The sequence below is a fragment of the Actinocrispum sp. NPDC049592 genome (genome assembly GCF_040675465.1).
GTDB lineage: Bacteria > Actinomycetota > Actinomycetes > Mycobacteriales > Pseudonocardiaceae > Kibdelosporangium.
This window is the reverse complement of the sequence record NZ_JBFAPA010000024.1, coordinates 62,271-82,427: the sequence shown is the minus strand read 5'-3', so window position 1 is coordinate 82,427 and position 20,157 is coordinate 62,271. Positions and strand designations below refer to the sequence as shown.

The following is a 20,157-nucleotide window of genomic DNA, read 5'->3' as shown; positions in this document are numbered from 1 at the left end:
GCCGGGTGACCGAGATAGCCGAACTTTACGGTGATGCACTGTTCGCCCATGATCACGATCTGGAGGCGGTGCGGCTGGACGCGATGAGCCGGATGCACGATCCGGCCACGCAGGCCCGCCTCTCGGCCATCACACGCCCAGGAATGCGCTGCCTCGACGTGGGCGCCGGTCTCGGCCGTGTCTCCGGCTGGCTCGCCGACCAGGTCGCGCCGGGCGAAGTCACCGCGCTGGACAAGGACGTCAGGCTGCTCAACGCGCTGCCCGACGTGTTCCCGACCGTGCAGGTGGTCGCCGCTGACATCAGCGACAACTCTCTCGACCTAGGCAGCTTCGACCTGATCCACGCCCGGATGGTGCTGATGCACCTGCGCAACCGGCGCGAGGTGTTCGCCAGGCTGGCATCCTGGCTCAAGCCCGGCGGCTGGCTGGTGCTGGCCGACGCCATCCAGTCCACAATGGTCAGTCCGCCGGAGAACGCGTTCCGGCGGCTGATGGAACTGCACTGGGCCACCCTGGAACGGTCCATCGGCACCGACCGCACCTGGGCGCTGAACTACCCGGACCTGTTGCGCGGCGCGGGGTTCAAGGACGTCGGCGTGGAGCTCTACCACCCGCCGGTCAGCCCCGACTCGGCCGCGGGGCGGTTCTGGGCGCTCAACTTCGGCCACCTGCGGGAGCGGATCCTCGCCGACGGGCTGGTCGACGAGGACCTGTTCGAGCAGGCCGTGGGCGTGATGAACGAGCCCGACTTCACCGAGCTGGGCATGGGCCTGGTCACGGCATGGGGCCGCAAACCCTAGCCACGCGACGAAAGGCGGCCGGTCTAGTCGAGACCGGCCGCGATGGCCACGGCGGCGTCCCACTCCGGGTCCGCGAGGTAGTCGCCGTGCCGGCGCACGCCGGGCGACCAGCGGTGGCCCGGCACGGCGTGCGGCGCGGGGTCCGGCAGCCAGTGGTCGCTGCCCAGCACCAAGGCACCCGCGGGAGTCAGTTCCGCCGACTCCAGCGGGCCCGTGGTGCCGTCGGGCCGGAACCCGATACCGATCACCTTCGAGTCGAAGACCTGCCGCCGCCATGTCGTCACCGCGCCGCCCAACGGGTCCGTGCCCCGGCACAACGCACGCCACCGGCCTGCCAGCAGGCCATGCAGCTCCGCCAGCGACTTGTGCGGGACCACGCCCGGGAACGCCCGCGGATACGCCCACTGCAGCGGGGATCCGGCCGTGACCAGCCCGACGCGTTCCCGGTCGATCGGCGGCAGCGTCTCCATCAGCCGCGACACCGCCACCGCCGCGATCAGGCTGCCGTGACTGTGCCCGGTGATCACGACCCGCGTGTTGCGGTCCGCCAGGTGTTCCGCGGCCCGCGCGGCGACCTCGGGGATCACCTTGAGCGCGTAGCAGGGCGGCACCACGGGGTGCGCCTCCCGGGGCCAGAAGCAGGCCAGGTCCGTGAGGATGCCCAAAGACCTTGCCGTGTCGGGCTTTCTGATCGCCTGGTAGACCAGCCGGACCAGGTTCGCCGCCAGGAAGCCGAGGGCGAGGATGCCCACCGCCGAGAACGGCTGCATCCACTGCGGCGGACCGACATCGCGCAGCCGCATCCAGATCGAGATGCCCGCGCCCACCGCCAGCACCGCGCCGACGCCCAGGAACAGGTGATGGAAATGCGCGCGCTGGAAGCGGCCTCGCCGCCAGGCACGGGCCGCGTCCGAGTGCGCCAGGTCGTCGGCGTTCTCGTGCAGCAGATCCACTTCCGGCAGTGGCTTGCCGACGCGCTTGGCCCGCCACCGGTGCCCGGCGGTGATCAGGCCGATCAGCAGCCCGATCGCCAGGAACAGCACCGCCGACACGCCCCACAGCAGCGTCACCGGCTCGTACCCACGCGGCAGGTCCAGCTGGGTACTGCCGAGCAGTTTGCGGATGGTGATCGCGACGCCCGCGCCGAACCCGCCGCCGAGCAGGGCCGCGATGGCTAGCACCACCGGCGACATCCAGCCCCCGGCCCACGGGCGCAGCTCGTGCGGGTCGTCGGCCCACAGCGCCTTGCGGGCGAGCAGCGCGGACGGGATGAGCACCAGCCCGAACAGCACGATGACCACGATCAGTGCGGCCGCGATTGCCTCGATCGTGAGCTCGGTGCCGGACAGGCGGTGGGGCAGCGGGTGCAGGCCCACCGCCGTGCCGACCACCAGGACGATGCTGGCCAGCAGCAACACCCGCCGCGGGATCGTGCCCAGCGCGGCCCGCAGCCAGCGGCCGGCCCGGTGCGGTGACGCTCCGGTGGGGTCGTCCAACAGCAGAACACCCAATCCGGCGAATGTGAGCAACGTCAGCCCGGCCACCCACTGCACCGTGCCAACTGGCGTGGAGAACGGCCCGCCGCCGGGCAGCAGCGCCAGGATCGCCAGGGCCGCGATGGTGTGCAGGGACCGCAGGGTGGGCGTGTCCGGGTCGGCGACCAGGTTGGCGCCGGGCATCCGCTGCGGCCGGTTGCCGGGGATCGGGCTGGGCGTGGGCGGCGCGCCGACCCGCCAGGTCACGGCCGAGATCTGGTCCAGCGCGAGCACCACGACCAGGGCCGGGATCAGGCCGGCCGCTGTGCGGAACCCACGCAGCTCGCGCATCCAGTCCGGCACCAGGCCGGACAAACAAGGCGAACCGGGCGCGAGGCACTGCGCGGCGACGAGATCGAGGCTGACCACGGCCGCCTGGGTGACGAACAGCACAGTGAGCAGCAGCGCGGCGAGCCGCAGCAACGCCCGGCTGACCAGACCCAACGACGCCGCGAGGCGGTTGTCGTGCGGGACCGGCGGCAGCATCCAGTGCGCGACGTTGGCGAGGGTGAACGGGAACAGCAACGCCCACACGGACTTCGCGGCGCCGCCCGAGGTCATCCCGCCCCAGACGTATCCTTCCACCGCACGCGGCACGGTCCGCCCGGCCGCCTGTAGCACCGGCCCCGGGCCGGGACGCAGCAGCCGGTCGGCGGGCCGCACGATGCGACCGATACCGTCACCTGCGACATCGACCGCGGTCGCGGCGCCGACCAGCGTCTCCGCGCGGGTTCCCATGATCCCGTGTACGCGCAGCTCGACCACGCGAGTGTCCGAGCTAGGCAACAGCAAGTGAGCTCCTTGAATGGCCGGCGGTAGTGTTCGGCAGACCGAGTTTGGAGGGAATCAGGCGATGACCGCTGAAGACACGCGGAACGTGACCGGGACCCGGTTCGCCAACAAGATAGGCGACATCGACTTCGCGGTTGCCGATCTTTCGTTGGCCGAGTTCGGCCGGAAGGAGATCCGCCTCGCCGAGCACGAGATGCCGGGTCTGATGGCGCTGCGCCGGGAGTACGCCGAGGTGTACCCGCTGCGCGGGGCCCGCGTCTCCGGTTCGCTGCACATGACCGTGCAGACGGCCGTGCTCATCGAGACGCTGGTCTCGCTGGGTGCCGAGGTGCGCTGGGCGTCCTGCAACATCTTCTCCACCCAGGACCACGCGGCCGCCGCGGTCGTCGTCGGCCCGCACGGCACCCCAGAGGAGCCCAAGGGTGTCCCGGTGTACGCCTGGAAGGGCGAGACGCTGGAGGAGTACTGGTGGTGCACCGAGCAGATGATGACCTGGCCGGGCGACCAGGCACCGAACATGCTGCTCGACGACGGTGGCGACGCCACGCTGCTGGTTCACAAGGGTAAGGCGTACGAGGCGGCCGGTGTGGTTCCCTCCCCGGAGGAGGACGACCCGCACGAGTGGAAGGTCATCCTGGAGACGCTGCGGGCGTCCCTGTCGGCCGACCCGACCAAGTGGACGAAGATCGCCGGCGAGATCAAGGGCGTGACCGAGGAGACCACCACCGGTGTCCTGCGCCTGTACCAGCTGGCCGCCGCCGGTGAGCTGCTGTTCCCGGCGATCAACGTGAACGACTCGGTCACCAAGTCGAAGTTCGACAACCGCTACGGCATCCGGCACTCGCTGATCGACGGCATCAACCGCGGCACCGACGTGCTGATCGGCGGCAAGGTGGCCGTGGTCTGCGGTTACGGCGACGTGGGCAAGGGCGCGGCCGAGTCGATGCGCGGCCAGGGCGCGCGCGTCATCGTCACCGAGATCGACCCGATCTGCGCGCTGCAGGCCGCCATGGACGGCTACGCGGTCCGCAAGCTGGAGTCGGTCATCGGCGAGGCCGACATCGTGATCACCACGACGGGCAACAAGGACGTCGTGACCGTCGAGCACATGTCGCAGATGAAGCACCAGGCCATCCTGGGCAACATCGGCCACTTCGACAACGAGCTCGACATGGCGGGTCTCGAGCGCTACCCGGGAGTCCGCCGGATCAACATCAAACCGCAGGTCGACGAGTGGGTGTTCCCGAGCGGGCGCTCGATCATCGTCCTGTCGGAGGGACGCCTGCTGAACCTGGGCAACGCCACCGGCCACCCCAGCTTCGTGATGTCGAACTCCTTCTCCAACCAGGTCATCGCCCAGGTGGAGCTGTTCACCAAGAACGAGGAGTACGACAAGGAGGTGTACCGGCTGCCCAAGGTCCTCGACGAGAAGGTCGCCAAGATCCACCTGGAGGCCCTCGGCGGCGAGCTGACCAAGCTGACCAAGGAGCAGGCCGAGTACATCGACGTCGACGTCGAGGGCCCGTTCAAGTCCGAGCACTACCGCTACTGAGCTTGGACGCTGCAGGTATCGACATTGTGGCGCGGCTTCGTGCCGCCGGTTGTGTTTTCGCCGAGGACGAGGCAGCGCTGCTGACCGCGGCGCCGGGCGACCTGGATTCCATGGTCGCCCGGCGCATCGCCGGTGAACCGCTCGAGTACATCATCGGCTGGGTTTCCTTCGCCGGCTTGCGGATCTTTGTCGAGCCCGGCGTCTTCGTTCCCCGCCAACGCACGACTTTCCTTGTCCAGCAAGCGATCGCGGTGACGCCACCCGGATCCGTCGTGCTGGACCTCTGCTGCGGCTCGGGCGCCATCGGCGCGGCCATCGCGGCGGCGGTCCCCATCTCCCTCTACGCCACGGACATCGATCCCGTCGCCGTCGCGTGTGCGCGCCGCAACGTGTCCGGCGAGGTGTTCGTCGGCGACCTGTTCGAGCCGCTCCCTGCGTCATTGCGTGGCCGGGTCAACACGCTCGTGGCGAACGTTCCGTACGTGCCCACCTCGGCCATCTCCCTGATGCCACCCGAGGCCCGCGACCACGAACCGCACTACACCCTCGACGGCGGCCCCGACGGCCTCGACATCTTCCGCCGCGTCGTCACCGCCGCCCCGGAATGGCTTGCCCCAGGCGGTTCCCTGTTCATCGAGACCAGCACCGAACAGGCGCCTTCGGCAGTGGCCGCGCTCCGCGAAGCAGGTCTCGCGGCCGATATCGCTGCGGACGACGAACTGGGCGCCACGGTCGTCATCGGCACTCGCGCGTCCTGACCCCTACTTCAGGTTCAGCCGCATGCCGACTTTGTGTTCGGCGGGGATGTCGCGGCCCGCGAAAACGATCTCCGTGTTGCCGTGCTGGTTCGTCGCCGACGTGAGCGAGTACGACCTGTCCTGTGCGTCGAAGCCGATCGGGTCGTAGTACACGTCTTTGCCCTCCGGCAGGACGATCGTGTAGCGGACGTGCTCGATGGTGTCGACGAAACAGATGCAGAACGAGTCGGGCCGGTTGTCGCGCATCAACGGGACGCACTTGCCCGGCCAGTTCCACTCCATCGCGATCCGGATCGGGGTTCCCCGCTTGAGGGCCGGTTTGAAGTGCGCGTTCAGCTCCAGCCGGCCGTCCGGCAGCCAGGCCGACGTGACGTGCATCCGGGCCTCGCCCATGTCGCTGATGTGCGCGGAATGCACGTCGAACGTCATCCGGCTGCGCTCCCGCCAAGGTTGCGGCCAGGCAGCGCCAATCCGCCAGCGGAACACGTACAGCTCGTCGCAGGCAACGGTCGCGTCCAGGGTGAGGGTCTCGGTCGTGTCGCCGTTGTCGGCGATGACCGCGACCTGGTTCCAGTCCGAGATGTGCAGGGTGCCGCGCTGGATGGCCCGCATGATCCGGGAGTAGTGGTGCAGCACCTGCTCGTCCGACGATCTGCGTCCCCGCGCCGCGCGAATGCTGGTGACCAGCGCCGCGTATAACGAGATCACGGCCAGGATCGCGGTCGTCACCACGCTCGCCTTGATCGCCGTGCTCCCGACGACACTGCCCGGCACCGCGGCGAACGCGAGCAGGCCGATGAAGGAACCGATCAGCCCGACGACGCCCACGACGGCGACGTAGTCCTCCATCCAGACCAGGAACCGCTTCAGCACAGGACCTCCCTGCGCCGCACCCCTCCCGTTGATCACCGAGCGTCGCGGATGATCAACTCACAGTATAAGGCGTGGGGTCAGGCCCAGTCGATGACGACTTCCGCGAGCCCGGCGGGCAGATTGGTGAAGTAGCCACTGCTGACCCGGCCGAGCCCGCACACGAGTCCTTCCCGCCCAACGGGTTCCGCCTGGTCGTGTGCGCGGAACTGGCGGACCACCCGGCTGGGCATGGCGCGGCGGTGGAAGCCGAGCTGGATCAGGTAGCTGCCGACGCCGCGCAGGAAGGTGCGTTGCATTCCGGGGGAGGGGCCGCCGGAGCCGTCGGCGATGGTGAAACAGAAGACATGCGTCTCGCCCTCGGCCAGGTGTCGGTCGAACAGGAACTCCATGGCCATCACGCCGGAAGCGGGCTGGCGGCGGACGCGGCCGAGGCGGCAGCCTTCCGCGCTGGCGATCTCGACCCGGTCGATCAGGCAGCCCTCGTCGCCGCCCCAGGTCGCGAAGTACCGGTCGGGTCCCGGTCGCGCGGCCGTGACGACGAAACGGGTTGTCTGGGACCGTTGTTCGCGGTGCGCGCCCAGCTGGATGAAGTCGTGCACCGACTCGATCCGCAGGTCCGCGTTGGTCTTGGTCTCCGGCGCCGCGTCGAACTCGGCCAGCAGCGCCGGGGCGTCCTGCCAGACACGGCTCACCTCGGTGAACTTCGGGACGACCTCGTCATGCCGTCCCGCGCGCTGCCGGGGGCCGATCAACACCACGAGTGAGTCGGAAGGCAGCCGCAGCACGGTTTCCAACGCGCGTACCGTGTCGACTGAGCGGGGCACCTCGGGGTGTCGCAGGCCGCGTTGCCAGTAGCTGAGGGTGGACTGGCCGATCTTCACGCCGAGCCGGTCCAGATGCGCGGTCAGCCTGGTCAGCGACAGGCCGCGGTACTCGATCGCCTCGCGCAGCGCACGGTGGAACGGCCCGTACCGCAGCGCGTCACCGAGTCGTTCTGGCAACGGACCGTTGTCCACCGCTCACCCCTCGCTCGCCATTCACACACTGTGAATGAACAGTGAACGTTCACAGTAGTTCGTCCGCCCGACGAGAGGTAGATGCGAACGATCCCCTTGTCCGGCAACGGGGGTTGCCGTCCGGCACCGTTCGATCGCAGTGTGTCCACATCAGCCGGGTCACGTGCATGATCGGCAACCCTGCGGCCGGTTCTGCTCGTGACGCGGCGCCCGGAGGGTGAGAAGGGAGCCCAAGCCCATGCCTGCGCCATGGCTCACGCGGCAGCTGAAGATCCGCTTGCGGGGTCGAGCGTTGGCACTGCCCGCGACCGCGATCCTCGGCGTGGGACTCGCCCTGGGGACGGCCGCACCGGCCGTCGCCCAACCGGCGCCGGTGGCCAAGGTGATCGCCAGGGGTGAACGCGAGGCGGTCACCGACCCCGCACCCGATATGCGGGATCCATTGCTGCTCTTGGCGGCACTGGGCGTGGCCATCGGTGCCGGCGGGGTCCTCGCGATCCGCCGGCTGCGGGTAGAATGACCTCGTTGTTCTTGGCTGGACGAACCTCACGGCCCGGTTGGTAGTCCGGGCGGCCGTGCACTCGGTCCGTTGTCCCTCACGGGAAACCTGACTGGCCAGGCTGTTTCGGCATGCCTGGAGGTTCGTGATGCGAGAGGTGTTCACCGTCTATTTCGACGGCCAGTTCTGGGTCGGCGTCCTCGAGTTGTACTCCGCTGAGGGTGTCCGCGCGGCCCGGCACATTTTCGGCGCGGAACCCACCAATCCGGAACTGCTCGAGTTCGCCTCGAAAGGCGAATTCCTGCGGCTGTCCCGGCTGGCCGCGCAATCCCCGCCGGTTCCCGTGGAGCAACGCGCGCTGAGCTGGAAGCGTGAACTCAAGAACCTCCACGAACCCGTTGGCACAGCGGCACAACGCGCCCTCAAGGCGGCCACTGCGGCCCGTGCCGTTCAAGGTAAGGCGACCCGGAAAGAACGCGCCGAGGCCGACCGCGACCGACGCCGGGAACTCGCGCGGGCCAAAGCGAAGGCCCGCCACCGCGGCCGGTGACCGAGTGTCCCGTTCGGACTGTCCGAAGAGGTCGGGAAGTGCGTGCCCGCCACGGCTCCCGGCGATGGGGCCACAGTGGACCACGCACTGCCTGGCGGGCACGGACCTGACCAGTGTGGACCGTACGGCGGCTCAGGTGTGCCGGGTGAGGTGTGGCCAGGTTGACGCTCCCGTAGGGTTGCCGCCGTGGGTCGACTGGTGGTGATCGAAGGACTGGACGGTTCGGGCAAGCGCACGCTGGGCGCCGCGCTCACCGAGTCGTTCGCACGGCGCGGCGCGAAGGTCGCACAGCACGCGTTCCCCCGCTACGGCGAGAGCGTGCACGCGGACCTGGTCAGCGACGCCCTGCACGGGCGGCTGGGCGACGTCCAGGACTCCGTGCACGGGATGGCGGTGCTGTTCGCGCTCGACCGCTATGGCGCGCGCGACGCCCTGCTGCGTGACCTCGAGGACTTCGACGTCGTGCTCGTCGACCGGTACATCGCGTCGAACGCGGCCTATCAGGCGGCCCGGCTTCACCAGGATGCGACAGGCGAAGTCGTCTCCTGGGTGCGTGACCTCGAAGTGGGCCGGCTCGGCCTGCCCATTCCCGACCGCCAGCTGTTGTTGCGGGTTCCGGTGGAGCTCGCGGCCAGCCGCGCGGAAAACCGGGACCGGGTCCGCGACCGGTATGAAACCGACGGCGGTCTGCAGGCCAGATGCGCGGCGGTTTACGACGGGCTGGCCGCAATGGCGTGGCTTTCGCCCTGGCAGGTCCTCGATGGCAGCAACCCGGTGGACTTCGACGAGCTCACCGGCACCCTTTTGGCTGACGCGTAACACCTGAGGACGCTGATACGGATAGCACACCACCTGCACCACGACCGACAACCTGAAACAATGGAGTAATCGGGTGACCCAGAGGCAAGATCAGCGGGTTGCGCACGGCCATCCCGGCGAAAGTGCGACGATGGGTGGCATGAAGGCACGCGTGCTTGTCGTCGACGACGACCCCGCCCTCGCCGAGATGCTCACGATCGTGCTCCGCGGCGAGGGGTTCGACACCGCGGTCGTGGCCGACGGCTCCCGCGCCCTGCCGGCGCTGCGCGAGCTCAAGCCCGATCTGGTGCTGCTCGACCTGATGCTGCCGGGCATGAACGGCATCGACGTGTGCAAGGCGATCCGCGCCGAGTCCGGCGTGCCGATCGTCATGCTCACCGCGAAGAGCGACACCGTGGACATCGTGCTGGGCCTGGAGTCCGGCGCCGACGACTACGTGGTCAAGCCGTTCAAGCCCAAGGAGCTCGTGGCCCGGGTGCGGGCCAGGATGCGGCGCACCGAGTCGGAGCCCGCCGAGGTGCTGGCCATCGGCGACCTGACCATCGACGTCCCCGGGCACGAGGTGACCCGTGAGGGCAAGGCGATCCAGCTGACCCCGCTGGAGTTCGACCTGCTGGTGGCCCTGGCCCGCAAGCCGCGCCAGGTGTTCACCCGCGAGGTGCTGCTCGAGCAGGTCTGGGGCTACCGCCACGCGGCGGACACCCGGCTGGTGAACGTGCACGTCCAGCGGCTGCGCTCGAAGGTCGAGAAGGACCCGGAGCACCCCGAGGTCGTGCTGACCGTCCGCGGTGTTGGCTACAAGGCCGGTCCTCCGTGATCCCATGCAGGTGAGAGCGTTCCTCCGGCGGCAGGCCCGGGTGGCGGTCCGGCAGCTCGGGCGGGCGGTGGCGTTCGGCCGGGAGCGGTCGATCGCCTTCGGCGAGCTGTGGCGCCGGTCGCTGCAGGTCCGTGTCGTGGTGAGCACGCTCGCGCTGTCGTCGGCGGTCGTGTTCGTGCTCGGCATGGTGCTGCAGAACCAGATCACCGAGCGGCTGCTGACCAGCAAGCAGGACGCGGCCACCGCCGAGACCCAGGTCGCGGTGGCCGTGGCCGACCGGGAGCTGCTCGGCGCCGACGTGCTGGCGGACGGGTTCCGCGAGCGCATGAAGGCCGCGATGAACAAGCTGTCCAGCTCGTCGAACGACGAGCCGGGCGCGACGGACTCGGTGGCGGGCGCGTTCGAGCCCGTGCTCGCCTACGACGGCCGCGACGTGCCGCAGAGCATCAGCAGCGCGACGTACTCGGACGTGCCCGCGTCGCTGCGTCAGTTCGTGCAGAACAACCAGATGGCGTGGCAGATCGCGACGGTCGACCGCGGCGAGGGGCGGACCACGTTCCTGTTCGTCGGCGCGCCGGTCAACAGCGCGAACCGGCCATTACAGCTGTACCTGCTGTTCCCGTTGACCGGCGAGCAGAACACGATCAACGTCGTGCAGAGCACGCTGATCGTCGGCGGGCTGGTGCTGTTGCTGCTGCTCGCCGGGATCGCGAACCTGGTGACCCGCCAGGTGGTCCGGCCGGTGCGCCGGGCCGCCGAGGCCGCGGAGCGGTTCGCCGCGGGTGAGCTGGACGAGCGGATGGCCGTGATCGGCGAGGACGACGTGGCCAAGCTCGCCGAGTCGTACAACCAGATGGCCGAGAGCATCAAGTACCAGATCCAGCAGCTGGAGGAGTTCGGCCAGCTGCAGCGCCGGTTCACCTCGGACGTTTCCCACGAGCTGCGGACCCCGCTGACCACCGTCCGGATGGCTGCCGACGTGCTGCACGCGTCCCGCAGCCAGTTCCCAGCAGGCCTGGCGCGGTCGACCGAGCTGCTGGTGGACGAGCTGGACCGGTTCGAGTCGCTGCTGGGCGACCTGCTGGAGATCAGCCGGCTGGACGCCGGTGTCGAGGAGCTGATCGCCGAGCTGACCGACGTGCGCGTGATCGCCAAGCGCGCGGTGGACTCCGTCCGGGTGATCGCCGAGACGGCGGGCAGCGTGATCGAACTGGAGCTGCCCGGGGCGGCCGCGACCGTCGAGGTGGACGCCCGGCGGGTCGAACGGATCCTGCGCAACCTGCTGGCCAACGCGGTGGACCACGGTGAAGGACGGCCGGTCCGGCTGCGGATGGCGTTCGACGACACGACCTTGGCCGTGACCGTGCGGGACTACGGCGTCGGCCTGCGCACCGGTGAGGCGGAGCTGGTGTTCAACCGGTTCTGGCGGGCCGACCCGTCGCGCAACCGGCACACCGGCGGCACCGGTCTCGGCCTGGCGATCAGCGTCGAGGACGCGCGCCTGCACGGCGGCCGCCTCGAGGCGTGGGGCGAACCGGGCCGGGGCGCCAACTTCCGGCTGCTGCTGCCCCGTCAGCAGGGCGTCGAGCTGGGCGAGAGCCCGCTGCCGCTGCGGCCGGCCGACGACACCGACGTCGTCGCGGAGCCGTTGGAGGAGGTCCGGTGACCCGCCTCGTGCTGGCGTTGCTGGCGGCGTTGCTGCTCACCTCCTGCGCCAACATCCCGGAGCAGACCGCGCCGCAGGTCGTGCCGCAGTCGGAGACCCCGCTCAAGCAGTCGCTCCAGGGTCCGGTGAAGGACGCCGACGCGATCTCCGTCGTGCGTGACTTCATCAAGAAGAGCGGCAAGACGGCCGTGGCCCAGGCGTACCTGACCGAGGACGCCAAGCGGGTCTGGCGGCCGGACAACCAGCCCACGATCATCGGCGACGACTTCTCCACCGTGCCGCAGGCCACCGGCAAGGAGAACGACCCGAACCTGGCGAACGTCGAGGTCAAGGGCACCAAGATCGGCATGCTGAACTCGGACAAGTCGTTCGTGTCGCAGCCGCAGCAGTTCACCGAGACGGTGAAGCTGGCCAAGCAGGACGGGCAGTGGCGGATCTCCGAGGTGCCGGGCAACGGCCTGGTCGTGCCGCTGACCGACTTCAACGCCAGCTACCGGCCGGTCCGGTTGTACTTCTACGACGGTACCAAGACCGTGCTCGTGCCGGACCTGCGGTACCTGCCCGGCGCGCCGCTGGCGGCCCCGTCCGACATCGTGTCGGCGCTGCTCGCGGGCCCGGCCCAGGGGCTGCGGCAGGCCATGCGTTCGGAGCTGCCGCCGACGACGTTCCAGCGCACCAACGCGGTGCAGGCCAACGGGGCGCTGGTGGTCAACCTCAGCGAGATGGGCAGCATGACCGCCGAGGACAAGGAGCTGGTCGCCCAGCAGCTGGTCCTCTCGCTGCAGGACGTGGCCAGCACGGTCCGCATCCAGGTCGAGGGCCTGCCGTTGATGCCGGACAAGTCCGACTGGCGTACGGCCGACCTGCAGGGCCTGACGGAGAAGACCACCCCCGGGGCGAACCTGCCCGGCGACCTCGTGTTCGGCAACCGGTTGCGGTCACTGAAGGACAACCAGCCGGTGCAGGGCCCGGCCGGGGACGGCACCTATCACGTGGAAAGTGCCGCCCGATCGGTGGACGGCTCGCAGCTCGCCGTGGTCGACCGGGTGCCCAACGGTCTGCAGCTGCGGGTCGGTGGCCGGGACGAGGGCCTGCGGGACGTGGGCGGGGTCGCCAAGGAGATGACCCGGCCGACCTGGCAGTTCGGCCTGCAGTCCAACCAGATCGGCAACGAGGTGTGGACGGTCGCCGACGGGGCGGTGATCCGGATGTCGCGCACCAAGGAGAGCAACTGGCAGGCGCTGCCGGTGAACTACACCGAGCTGGCGCCGTTCGGGAAGATCACCGAGCTGCGGCTCTCGCGCGACGGCGTGCGCGTGGCCGTCGTGGCCGGCGGGAAGCTGTACATCGGCGCGGTCGCCCGGTCGGACAACGGCGGCGTGACGATCTCCGGGCCCAAACCGGTGCCTGAGGTCAACGACGTCGTGAGCGTGGACTGGCTGAACCAGAGCACCGTCATGGTGGCCACGAACTCGCCCACGGCGCCGGTGTGGCGTGTTCCGGTGGACGGGGTGGAGGCGGAGCGGTTCAGCCCCACGAACCTCACGCTGCCGCTCACGTCGATCACCGCGGCGCCGAGCCGGGTGGTCATCGTGACGGACGCTGTGGGGCTGTGGCAGGCCTCCGAAGCGGGCCAGATCTGGACCCCGTACTCGCCGAACCCGGGACCGTCGGCACGCCCCTTTTACCCGGGCTGACCTGCGGAAACACAGTTTTTGTCGTACCCCTGTGCTTCCATGACGGCATGCTTCGCTCACTGATCGAACTGCTGGTGCCGATGTGCTGTGCGGGGTGCGAGACACCCGGCTCGGTGCTGTGTCCGCGCTGCCGCCGGGACCTGACGGATCCGTTCCTCGTGCGCGCCAAGGGACCGCCCTGGTACGCCCTCGCGCCGTACGACGGGGCCGCCCGCCGCGCTGTGCTCGCCTACAAGGAGCGGGGCCGCCGTGAGCTCGCCCCCGTCTTCGGCGAGCTGCTGGCCGCCGCCCTGCCCCGCCTGCCACCCGCGGACTACCTCGTTCCCGTCCCCTCCCGGCCCTCGGCGGCGCGCCGCCGAGGCGGCCAGCACATGCTCCTGATCGCGAACCACACCGGCCACCCCGTCCTCCCAGCCCTCCACCTCGACCGGAAGGCCAAAGACTCCGTCGGCCTCGACCCCACCCAACGAGCCGCCAACCTCGCCGGCCGCCTGATCCCCACCCACCCCATCCCCCCGAACCGAAAGGTGATCCTCCTCGACGACATCATCACCACCGGCGCCACCACCACCGCCTGCACCACAACCCTCACCAACACCGGCACCACAGTCACCGCCACCCTCGCCCTCACCGCCGCAAGAGCCGCCATGCCCTGGTCCTGAAGGCACCACGGTCCGGGGCGATGCCGAGGCCATTGGCACGGCACGGCTGCTGCTTCGGCGCGTGCTGCGCTGGCGTCGGGGTGACGATGGGCTGGGCGCTCTGCGGCGCCCAGCCGGAAATCCGTAGCAGTGGTTTTGCGGCGTTGGCGGCGGTGGAGGTGAGGTGATGCGCCTGTCTGTCAGCATCCCGCCTTACCATCTGCGCTTTCCCGGATCAGTTCTTCGGGATCGTGCGGCTCGGTGTCAGCGCATTCCGGTGCCGGTGCGTCCGGTGGCGATGTGGCCTGTGGCTGTGAGCCGGGTGTGCGGCCGCCTGTGGGACTGCGGCGGTCGGTCTCGCCGAGATCGGCTCCCGCTTCGGTCCCGGTGTGCCCGCGGGGCGGCCGCGTGCCTGCGGTGCGGTCATCGTGCCAGTGCATGGGTCGGTTCTGTGGACCTCGGGTCGGTTCTGTGGACCGCACCTCGGGTGCAGGTGTATCCGGCGGCGGTGAGGGCTGTGGCTGTGAGCCGGGTGTGCGGGCCGCCTGCGGCGCTGCTGCGGTCAGTTCTGCGACGTCGGCTTCCGTTCCGGTGCCGGTGTGTTGCGCAGCAAGGCAGGCGGCAGCGGCAAGGGAAGGCAGCGCCTGTGGTCCCACCTGATCGCGGCGGACGAGCCCTTCGGGCACCGGTGTGCTCCCGGTAGGCAAGGCCCGCGACCTGGGCGGGTCCGCAAGTCCCATCTGCAGGTCAGGTACGGAAAACAACAGACGGCCCGTCGCCTGGGGCAGCTGCCTCAACCGCGACAGCCCGTGTGATCGGCCGTCCGCGGTTGCCCGCCAACTCCGCACATAGGCATGCCTGGACGGCAATAGCAACGCCTCGATCTATGCCCTGAGCACATACCCCCATCCGCCACCTCCCGGCGGCATCTCGCCGCCACCACTCCCGCTCAACGATCTTGACCGTATTGGCGCGGCCACCCGTTTGGCGGGAGTACCCAGGTCACCCCGGTCACGATTACATGCGGTGTTGTGCATGCGGAAGTGGAGCTCCGGTATTGGCACCGACGGCGACCTAGATCTTTTGCATACCCCCACTCGGGTGAAACATGGGTGGGAACCAAGATCGTGACCGGGCCGTTGTCACGGTATGAGGCGTCGGAAAGGCCGCCCGGGCGGTCCGTTGGAGGGACAGCGAACCGCGCCAGAACTTGTCCGTGCAGCTCTGGCGCTCCTCCACAAGGGTGAAAACCGGGGCCGTCGTGTGGACGCGCTGCCTCCACTCGGGTATCGCGTCCAGGCCTTTCCCGTGCCTTGTGTCACTCTCCGTCGTTCCCCGATTTCGCCCATCGCGGGGGCTGTTGCCGAACCGCAACCCGGGCTAACGTGCTCCGCTATCAGCCCCGGCATGAGGGAGGAGGCGATCAGCCCATGACCCTGGCGCCGGTGGGGAGCTGACCCCGGAGGCACGGTCAGTTCGGCAGGACCCCGGTCGCCATGTATTCGCCGATCAATGGCTCGCATGAAGCAGCGAGGAGGTCGTGTATGGACATCGTCGTTAAGGGGCGCAACGTCGAAGTACCCGATCATTACCGGGTGCACGTGACGGACAAGCTCGCCCGGCTGGAGCGGTATGACAAGAAGGTCATCCGCTTCGATGTTGAACTGTTCCACGAGCCGAACCGCAGGCAGGCCAAGAGCTGCCAGCGGGTGGAGATCACCGCGAAGGTCAGGGGGCCGGTCGTCCGGTCCGAGGCCTGCGCAGGCGATTTCTACGCAGCGCTCGACTCAGCTGTGAACAAACTCGAAAACCGTCTGCGCCGCCTGCACGACCGCAGGAGAGTGCACCACGGGCGCCGTAGCCCGGCATCGGTGGCGGAGGCGACGTCCTCTCCTCAACTCGGCTCCGTTGACGCAGCGCCGGAGTTGCGCGCGCGCAACGGCAAGCGAGCCGCCCAGACGGCTGTGCTGGAAGCCCCGGAGTTCGACGGTGTCGTTCCGGAGCAACGATGGGACAGCGGGCTGGAAGAACCCATGCCCGGTCGCGTCGTGCGGGAGAAACAGCACCCCGCCACACCCATGAGCGTTGACCAGGCCCTCTACCAGATGGAGCTGGTCGGACACGACTTCTACCTCTTCTTCGACGCCGAAGCGGGCATGCCGAGCGTGGTGTACCGCCGCAAGGGCTTCGACTACGGCGTGATCAGAATGGCGTAACCGGCAACCAGGAGGCACGCCCCGGGAACCATGTGGCTCCCGGGGCGTTTTTACATGGGGAACACACACCGTGCGTCCGGCAACAGCGGTTCCCTACGATGGGGGTGAGGTGCCCTTATCGGCGGGCGCACAAGTCGATCACGTAATGAGGTCAGGGCAACATGGTGCTGGCTCGGGTGCTCCGCGCGGGCGAGGGCAAGACACTCAAGCGCTTGAAGAACATCGCCGCGCACATCAACTCCCTCGAAGAGGACGTCGTAGACCTCAGCGACGACGAGTTGCGGGCTAAAACCGAGGAGTTCAAGAAGCGCTACCAGGACGGCGAGACCCTCGACGACCTGCTCCCGGAGGCCTTCGCGGTCGCCAGGGAGGGCGGCAAGCGGGTGCTCAACCAGCGGCACTTCGACGTGCAGCTGATGGGTGGTGCCGCTCTGCACCTGGGCATGGTCGCCGAGATGAAGACCGGTGAGGGCAAGACCCTGACCTGTGTGCTGCCCGCGTACCTCAACGCCATCGCCGGCCGGGGCGTGCACGTCGTCACCGTCAACGACTACCTGGCCTCCCGTGACGCCGAGTGGATGGGCCGGATCCACCGGTTCCTCGGCCTGTCCGTCGGCGTGATCATCTCCGAGATGACCCCCGACCAGCGGCGCGAGGCGTACCACGCGGACATCACCTACGGCACGAACAACGAGTTCGGCTTCGACTACCTGCGCGACAACATGGCGTGGAGCCTGGACGACTGCGTGCAGCGCCCGCACTACTTCGCGATCGTCGACGAGGTCGACTCGATCCTCATCGACGAGGCGCGCACGCCGCTGATCATCTCCGGCCCGGCGGACCAGTCGTCCCGCTGGTACCAGGAGTTCGCCCGGATGGCGCCGCTGATGAAGGCCGAGGAGCACTACGAGGTCGACATCCGCAAGCGCACCATCGGTGTCACCGAGAAGGGTGTCGCGTTCATCGAGGACCAGCTCGGCATCGACAACCTCTACGAGTCGGCGAACACGCCGCTGGTCGGCTACCTGAACAACGCGCTGAAGGCCAAGGAGCTGTACTCGAAGGACAAGGACTACATCGTCCGCAACGGCGAGGTCCTGATCGTCGACGAGTTCACCGGCCGCGTGCTGCACGGCCGCCGCTACAACGAGGGCATGCACCAGGCCATCGAGGCCAAGGAGAAGGTGGAGATCAAGGCCGAGAACCAGACGCTGGCCACGATCACCCTGCAGAACTACTTCCGGCTCTACGAGAAGCTCGCCGGGATGACCGGTACCGCCCAGACCGAGGCGGCCGAGCTGCACCAGACCTACAAGCTGGGTGTCGTGCCGATCCCGACGAACCGGCCGATGATCCGCAAGGACCAGACCGACCTGATCTACAAGACCGAGCAGGCCAAGTTCGAGGCGGTCGCCGAGGACATCGCCGAGCGGCACGAGAAGGGCCAGCCGGTCCTGATCGGCACCACCAGCGTGGAGCGCTCGGAGTACCTGTCGAAGCTGCTGGTCAAGATGGGCATCCCGCACGAGGTGCTCAACGCCAAGCACCACGACCGGGAGTCCGCGATCGTCGCGCTCGCCGGGCACAAGGGCGCGGTCACGGTGGCCACCAACATGGCCGGCCGTGGTACCGACATCCAGCTCGGCGGCAACCCCGAGCACCTCGCCGAGGAGGAGCTCCGTTCCCGGGGGCTCGACCCGGAGGAGACGCCGGAGGAGTGGCGGCACGCCTACCCGAGCGCGCTGGAGTCCGCGCAGATGGCGGTGAAGGCCGAGGCGGAGGAGGTTCGCGCGGCTGGTGGCCTGTACGTGCTGGGCACCGAGCGGCACGAGTCGCGCCGGATCGACAACCAGCTGCGCGGCCGGTCCGGCCGGCAGGGCGACCCGGGCGAGTCCCGGTTCTACCTGTCGCTGGGTGACGAGCTGATGCGCCGGTTCAACGCGGTGATGGTCGAGCGCGTGATGACGACCCTGCGGGTGCCCGAGGACATGCCGATCGAGGCCAAGATGGTCACCCGCGCGATCAAGAGCGCGCAGACCCAGGTCGAGCAGCAGAACTTCGAGATCCGCAAGAACGTGCTGAAGTACGACGAGGTCATGAACGAGCAGCGCAAGGTGATCTACGCCGAGCGCCGCCGGGTCCTCGAGGGCGAGGACATCCGGGACCAGGTCGAGCACATGATTTCGGACGTGGTCGCCGCGTACGTGGCCGGTGCGACCTCCGAGGGGTACGCGGAGGACTGGGACCACGAGCAGCTGTGGACCGCGTTGAAGACGCTCTACCCGGTGGGCCTGACCTGGGAGGAGCTCGCCGAGGGCGACGAGGACCTGACCGCGGAGTACCTGCAGCAGGTCATCGTCGAGGACGCCATGCGGGCCTACCGGGCGCGTGAGGAGTCGATCGACGCGCAGGTCGGCGAGGGCGCGATGCGTGAGCTGGAGCGCAAGGTCGTGCTGTCGGTGCTGGACCGCAAGTGGCGTGAGCACCTCTACGAGATGGACTACCTCAAGGAGGGCATCGGCCTGCGCGCGATGGCGCAGCGCGACCCGCTGATCGAGTACCAGCGTGAGGGCTTCGACATGTTCGGCGCGATGCTGGACGCGTTGAAGGAGGAGACCGTCGGGTTCCTGTTCAACCTCCAGGTCGAGACCGCGCAGCCCGAGGAGCAGCAGCAGGTCGAGCCGGTCGAGGTGCCCGCCGCGTTCGCCCGCGCCGCCGAGGCCGCCCAGGCCCGCACCAACACCAACGGCAACGCCAACCGCGGCCCCCGCCACGCCCTGCCGGACGACTTCGAGGAGTCGATCAGCCCCGAGTCCAACGTCCCGCCTGCCCTGCGCGGCAAGGGTCTCACCGGCCCCGGCCAGCAGAGCCTGAGCTACAGCGGGCCCGCCGAAGGCGGCGGCGTCGAGTCCCACAGCGACGGCGACAACCAGCAGGGCGCTCGCGGCTCCGCGGGCGGCGGAGCCGGCGGCACCCGCCGCGAACGCCGCGCCCAGGAACGCGCCAACGCCAAGAAAGGCCGCAAAGGCCCCCGCCGCTAACACCCACCCAGAACACCCCGAAGGGGTGGCCGCTCCCACCCAGCCGGGAGCAGCCACCCCTTCGCCTATCCCGCCCCCCACCCCCTCTGGACAACCCCAACGCCAGTCACGACGGGTCTTCCCCACGCCCATCAACCATGGGATCTTCGGCTGTCGGCTGTCGGCTGTCGGCTGTCGGCTGTCGGCTCTCCGCTCGGAGCCAGCCGGTGTCTACGGGCGCTCAGAGGTCTTGGACCTGAGCCGCGCACGCCCGGGCCGTGCCCAGCCCTGAGCCTGCGGCTCAACTCGAGCCGGGCCCGGAGCCAGCCGGTGTCTACGGGGCTCGCAGGCCTTCGACCTGAGCCGCGCGCATGCCCGGACCAGGTCCAGGCTTGAGCCGCGCCCGGGCCAGGCTTGTCCTTGTGCCAGGTCCGGCCCTGAGCCTGCGGCTCGACTCAAGTCGGGCCCGGAGCCCGGAGCCAGCCGTGTCTACGGGTTGCGCCCGGTCTGGACCGTCGGCGGGTCGAGCCGGACTTGCCGATAACTGGGAGTCGGTCGAAGCTGTCCCGAGCCCGAGCCCGAGCCCGAGCCCGAGCCCGAGCCCGAGCCCGAGCCCGAGCCCGAGCCCGTGGTCCAGACTTCTCTGATGACCGGAGGCTTGGTGGGCAGATCCGGGCTGCTTCGAGCCCGCGCGCCCGGACCTTCGGCTCCAACCCGAGCCCACACCTTCGGCGCAGAGCCGGGCTCAGAGGCCTTCGACCTGAGCCGCGCCCACACCTTCGGTGTTGAGCCGCGCCCACCTTCGGTGGTGAGCCGCGCCCACCTTCGGTGGTGAGCCGCGCCCACCTTCGGTGGTGAGCCGCGCCCACCTTCGGTGGTGAGCCGCGCCCACCTTCGGTGGTGAGC

The 20,157-nt window shown here is 69.2% G+C and carries 15 protein-coding genes; 12 read left to right on the top strand and 3 right to left on the bottom strand.

Annotated features, from left to right (window positions below; genetic code table 11):
• Window positions 1-5 precede the first annotated feature (5 nt).
• Complete coding sequence (locus AB0J95_RS44125; protein WP_364771683.1) at window positions 6-800, top strand: class I SAM-dependent methyltransferase; 795 nt, start codon at window positions 6-8, stop codon at window positions 798-800.
• Window positions 801-823: 23 nt separating this feature from the next.
• Here AB0J95_RS44125 and AB0J95_RS44120 read toward each other — a convergent pair whose 3' ends face one another.
• Window positions 824-3,127: a hypothetical protein gene (locus AB0J95_RS44120; RefSeq protein WP_364771681.1), complete on the bottom strand. Its 2,304-nt coding sequence runs from the start codon at window positions 3,125-3,127 to the stop codon at window positions 824-826.
• Window positions 3,128-3,188: 61 nt separating this feature from the next.
• Here AB0J95_RS44120 and ahcY point away from each other — a divergent pair, with 61 nt between their 5' ends.
• Complete coding sequence (gene ahcY, locus AB0J95_RS44115) at window positions 3,189-4,679, top strand: adenosylhomocysteinase (RefSeq protein ID WP_364771679.1); 1,491 nt, start codon at window positions 3,189-3,191, stop codon at window positions 4,677-4,679.
• Entirely contained in the window at window positions 4,676-5,437 is a 762-nt protein-coding gene (locus AB0J95_RS44110; protein WP_364771967.1) for a putative protein N(5)-glutamine methyltransferase, read from the top strand. The genes ahcY and AB0J95_RS44110 overlap by 4 nt, the downstream gene beginning before the upstream one ends.
• 3 nt (window positions 5,438-5,440) lie before the next feature.
• Here the strand turns inward: AB0J95_RS44110 and AB0J95_RS44105 are convergent, their stop codons facing one another.
• On the bottom strand, window positions 5,441-6,310 hold the full coding sequence (locus tag AB0J95_RS44105) for a hypothetical protein (protein ID WP_364771677.1): 870 nt from the start codon (window positions 6,308-6,310) through the stop codon (window positions 5,441-5,443).
• Between the two features lie 77 nt (window positions 6,311-6,387).
• A complete protein-coding gene (locus AB0J95_RS44100) occupies window positions 6,388-7,326 on the bottom strand; it encodes a helix-turn-helix transcriptional regulator (RefSeq protein ID WP_364771675.1) in 939 nt (312 codons plus the stop codon).
• 238 nt (window positions 7,327-7,564) lie between these two features.
• On the opposite strand from AB0J95_RS44100, the gene AB0J95_RS44095 reads away from it, so the two are divergent.
• The 9 genes from AB0J95_RS44095 to secA all read left to right on the top strand — a co-directional run bounded on the left by AB0J95_RS44095 (window position 7,565) and on the right by secA (window position 19,272).
• A complete protein-coding gene (locus AB0J95_RS44095; protein WP_364771673.1) occupies window positions 7,565-7,846 on the top strand; it encodes a hypothetical protein in 282 nt (93 codons plus the stop codon).
• A 127-nt stretch (window positions 7,847-7,973) separates the two neighbouring features.
• On the top strand, window positions 7,974-8,375 hold the full coding sequence (locus tag AB0J95_RS44090; RefSeq protein ID WP_364771671.1) for a YjdF family protein: 402 nt from the start codon (window positions 7,974-7,976) through the stop codon (window positions 8,373-8,375).
• Window positions 8,376-8,561: 186 nt separating this feature from the next.
• Window positions 8,562-9,194 carry a dTMP kinase gene (locus AB0J95_RS44085; protein WP_364771669.1) on the top strand — a complete coding sequence of 211 codons (633 nt, stop codon included), beginning with the start codon at window positions 8,562-8,564 and terminating at the stop codon, window positions 9,192-9,194.
• Between the two features lie 139 nt (window positions 9,195-9,333).
• Window positions 9,334-10,011, top strand: a complete 678-nt coding sequence (gene mtrA / locus AB0J95_RS44080; protein WP_033392556.1) for an MtrAB system response regulator MtrA — start codon at window positions 9,334-9,336, stop codon at window positions 10,009-10,011.
• A gap of 4 nt (window positions 10,012-10,015) precedes the next feature.
• The gene (mtrB, locus tag AB0J95_RS44075; RefSeq protein ID WP_364771667.1) at window positions 10,016-11,677 is read left to right on the top strand and encodes an MtrAB system histidine kinase MtrB; all 1,662 of its coding nucleotides are present in this window, start codon (window positions 10,016-10,018) and stop codon (window positions 11,675-11,677) included.
• Entirely contained in the window at window positions 11,674-13,374 is a 1,701-nt protein-coding gene (locus AB0J95_RS44070) for an LpqB family beta-propeller domain-containing protein (RefSeq protein ID WP_364771665.1), read from the top strand. The genes mtrB and AB0J95_RS44070 overlap by 4 nt, the downstream gene beginning before the upstream one ends.
• 47 nt (window positions 13,375-13,421) lie before the next feature.
• Complete coding sequence (locus AB0J95_RS44065) at window positions 13,422-14,036, top strand: hypothetical protein (RefSeq protein ID WP_364771663.1); 615 nt, start codon at window positions 13,422-13,424, stop codon at window positions 14,034-14,036.
• Window positions 14,037-15,559: 1,523 nt separating this feature from the next.
• Window positions 15,560-16,231: a ribosome-associated translation inhibitor RaiA gene (gene raiA / locus AB0J95_RS44060; RefSeq protein ID WP_364771661.1), complete on the top strand. Its 672-nt coding sequence runs from the start codon at window positions 15,560-15,562 to the stop codon at window positions 16,229-16,231.
• Window positions 16,232-16,392: 161 nt separating this feature from the next.
• Window positions 16,393-19,272 carry a preprotein translocase subunit SecA gene (gene secA, locus AB0J95_RS44055; RefSeq protein ID WP_364771659.1) on the top strand — a complete coding sequence of 960 codons (2,880 nt, stop codon included), beginning with the start codon at window positions 16,393-16,395 and terminating at the stop codon, window positions 19,270-19,272.
• The last annotated feature ends 885 nt before the right edge of the window (window positions 19,273-20,157 follow it).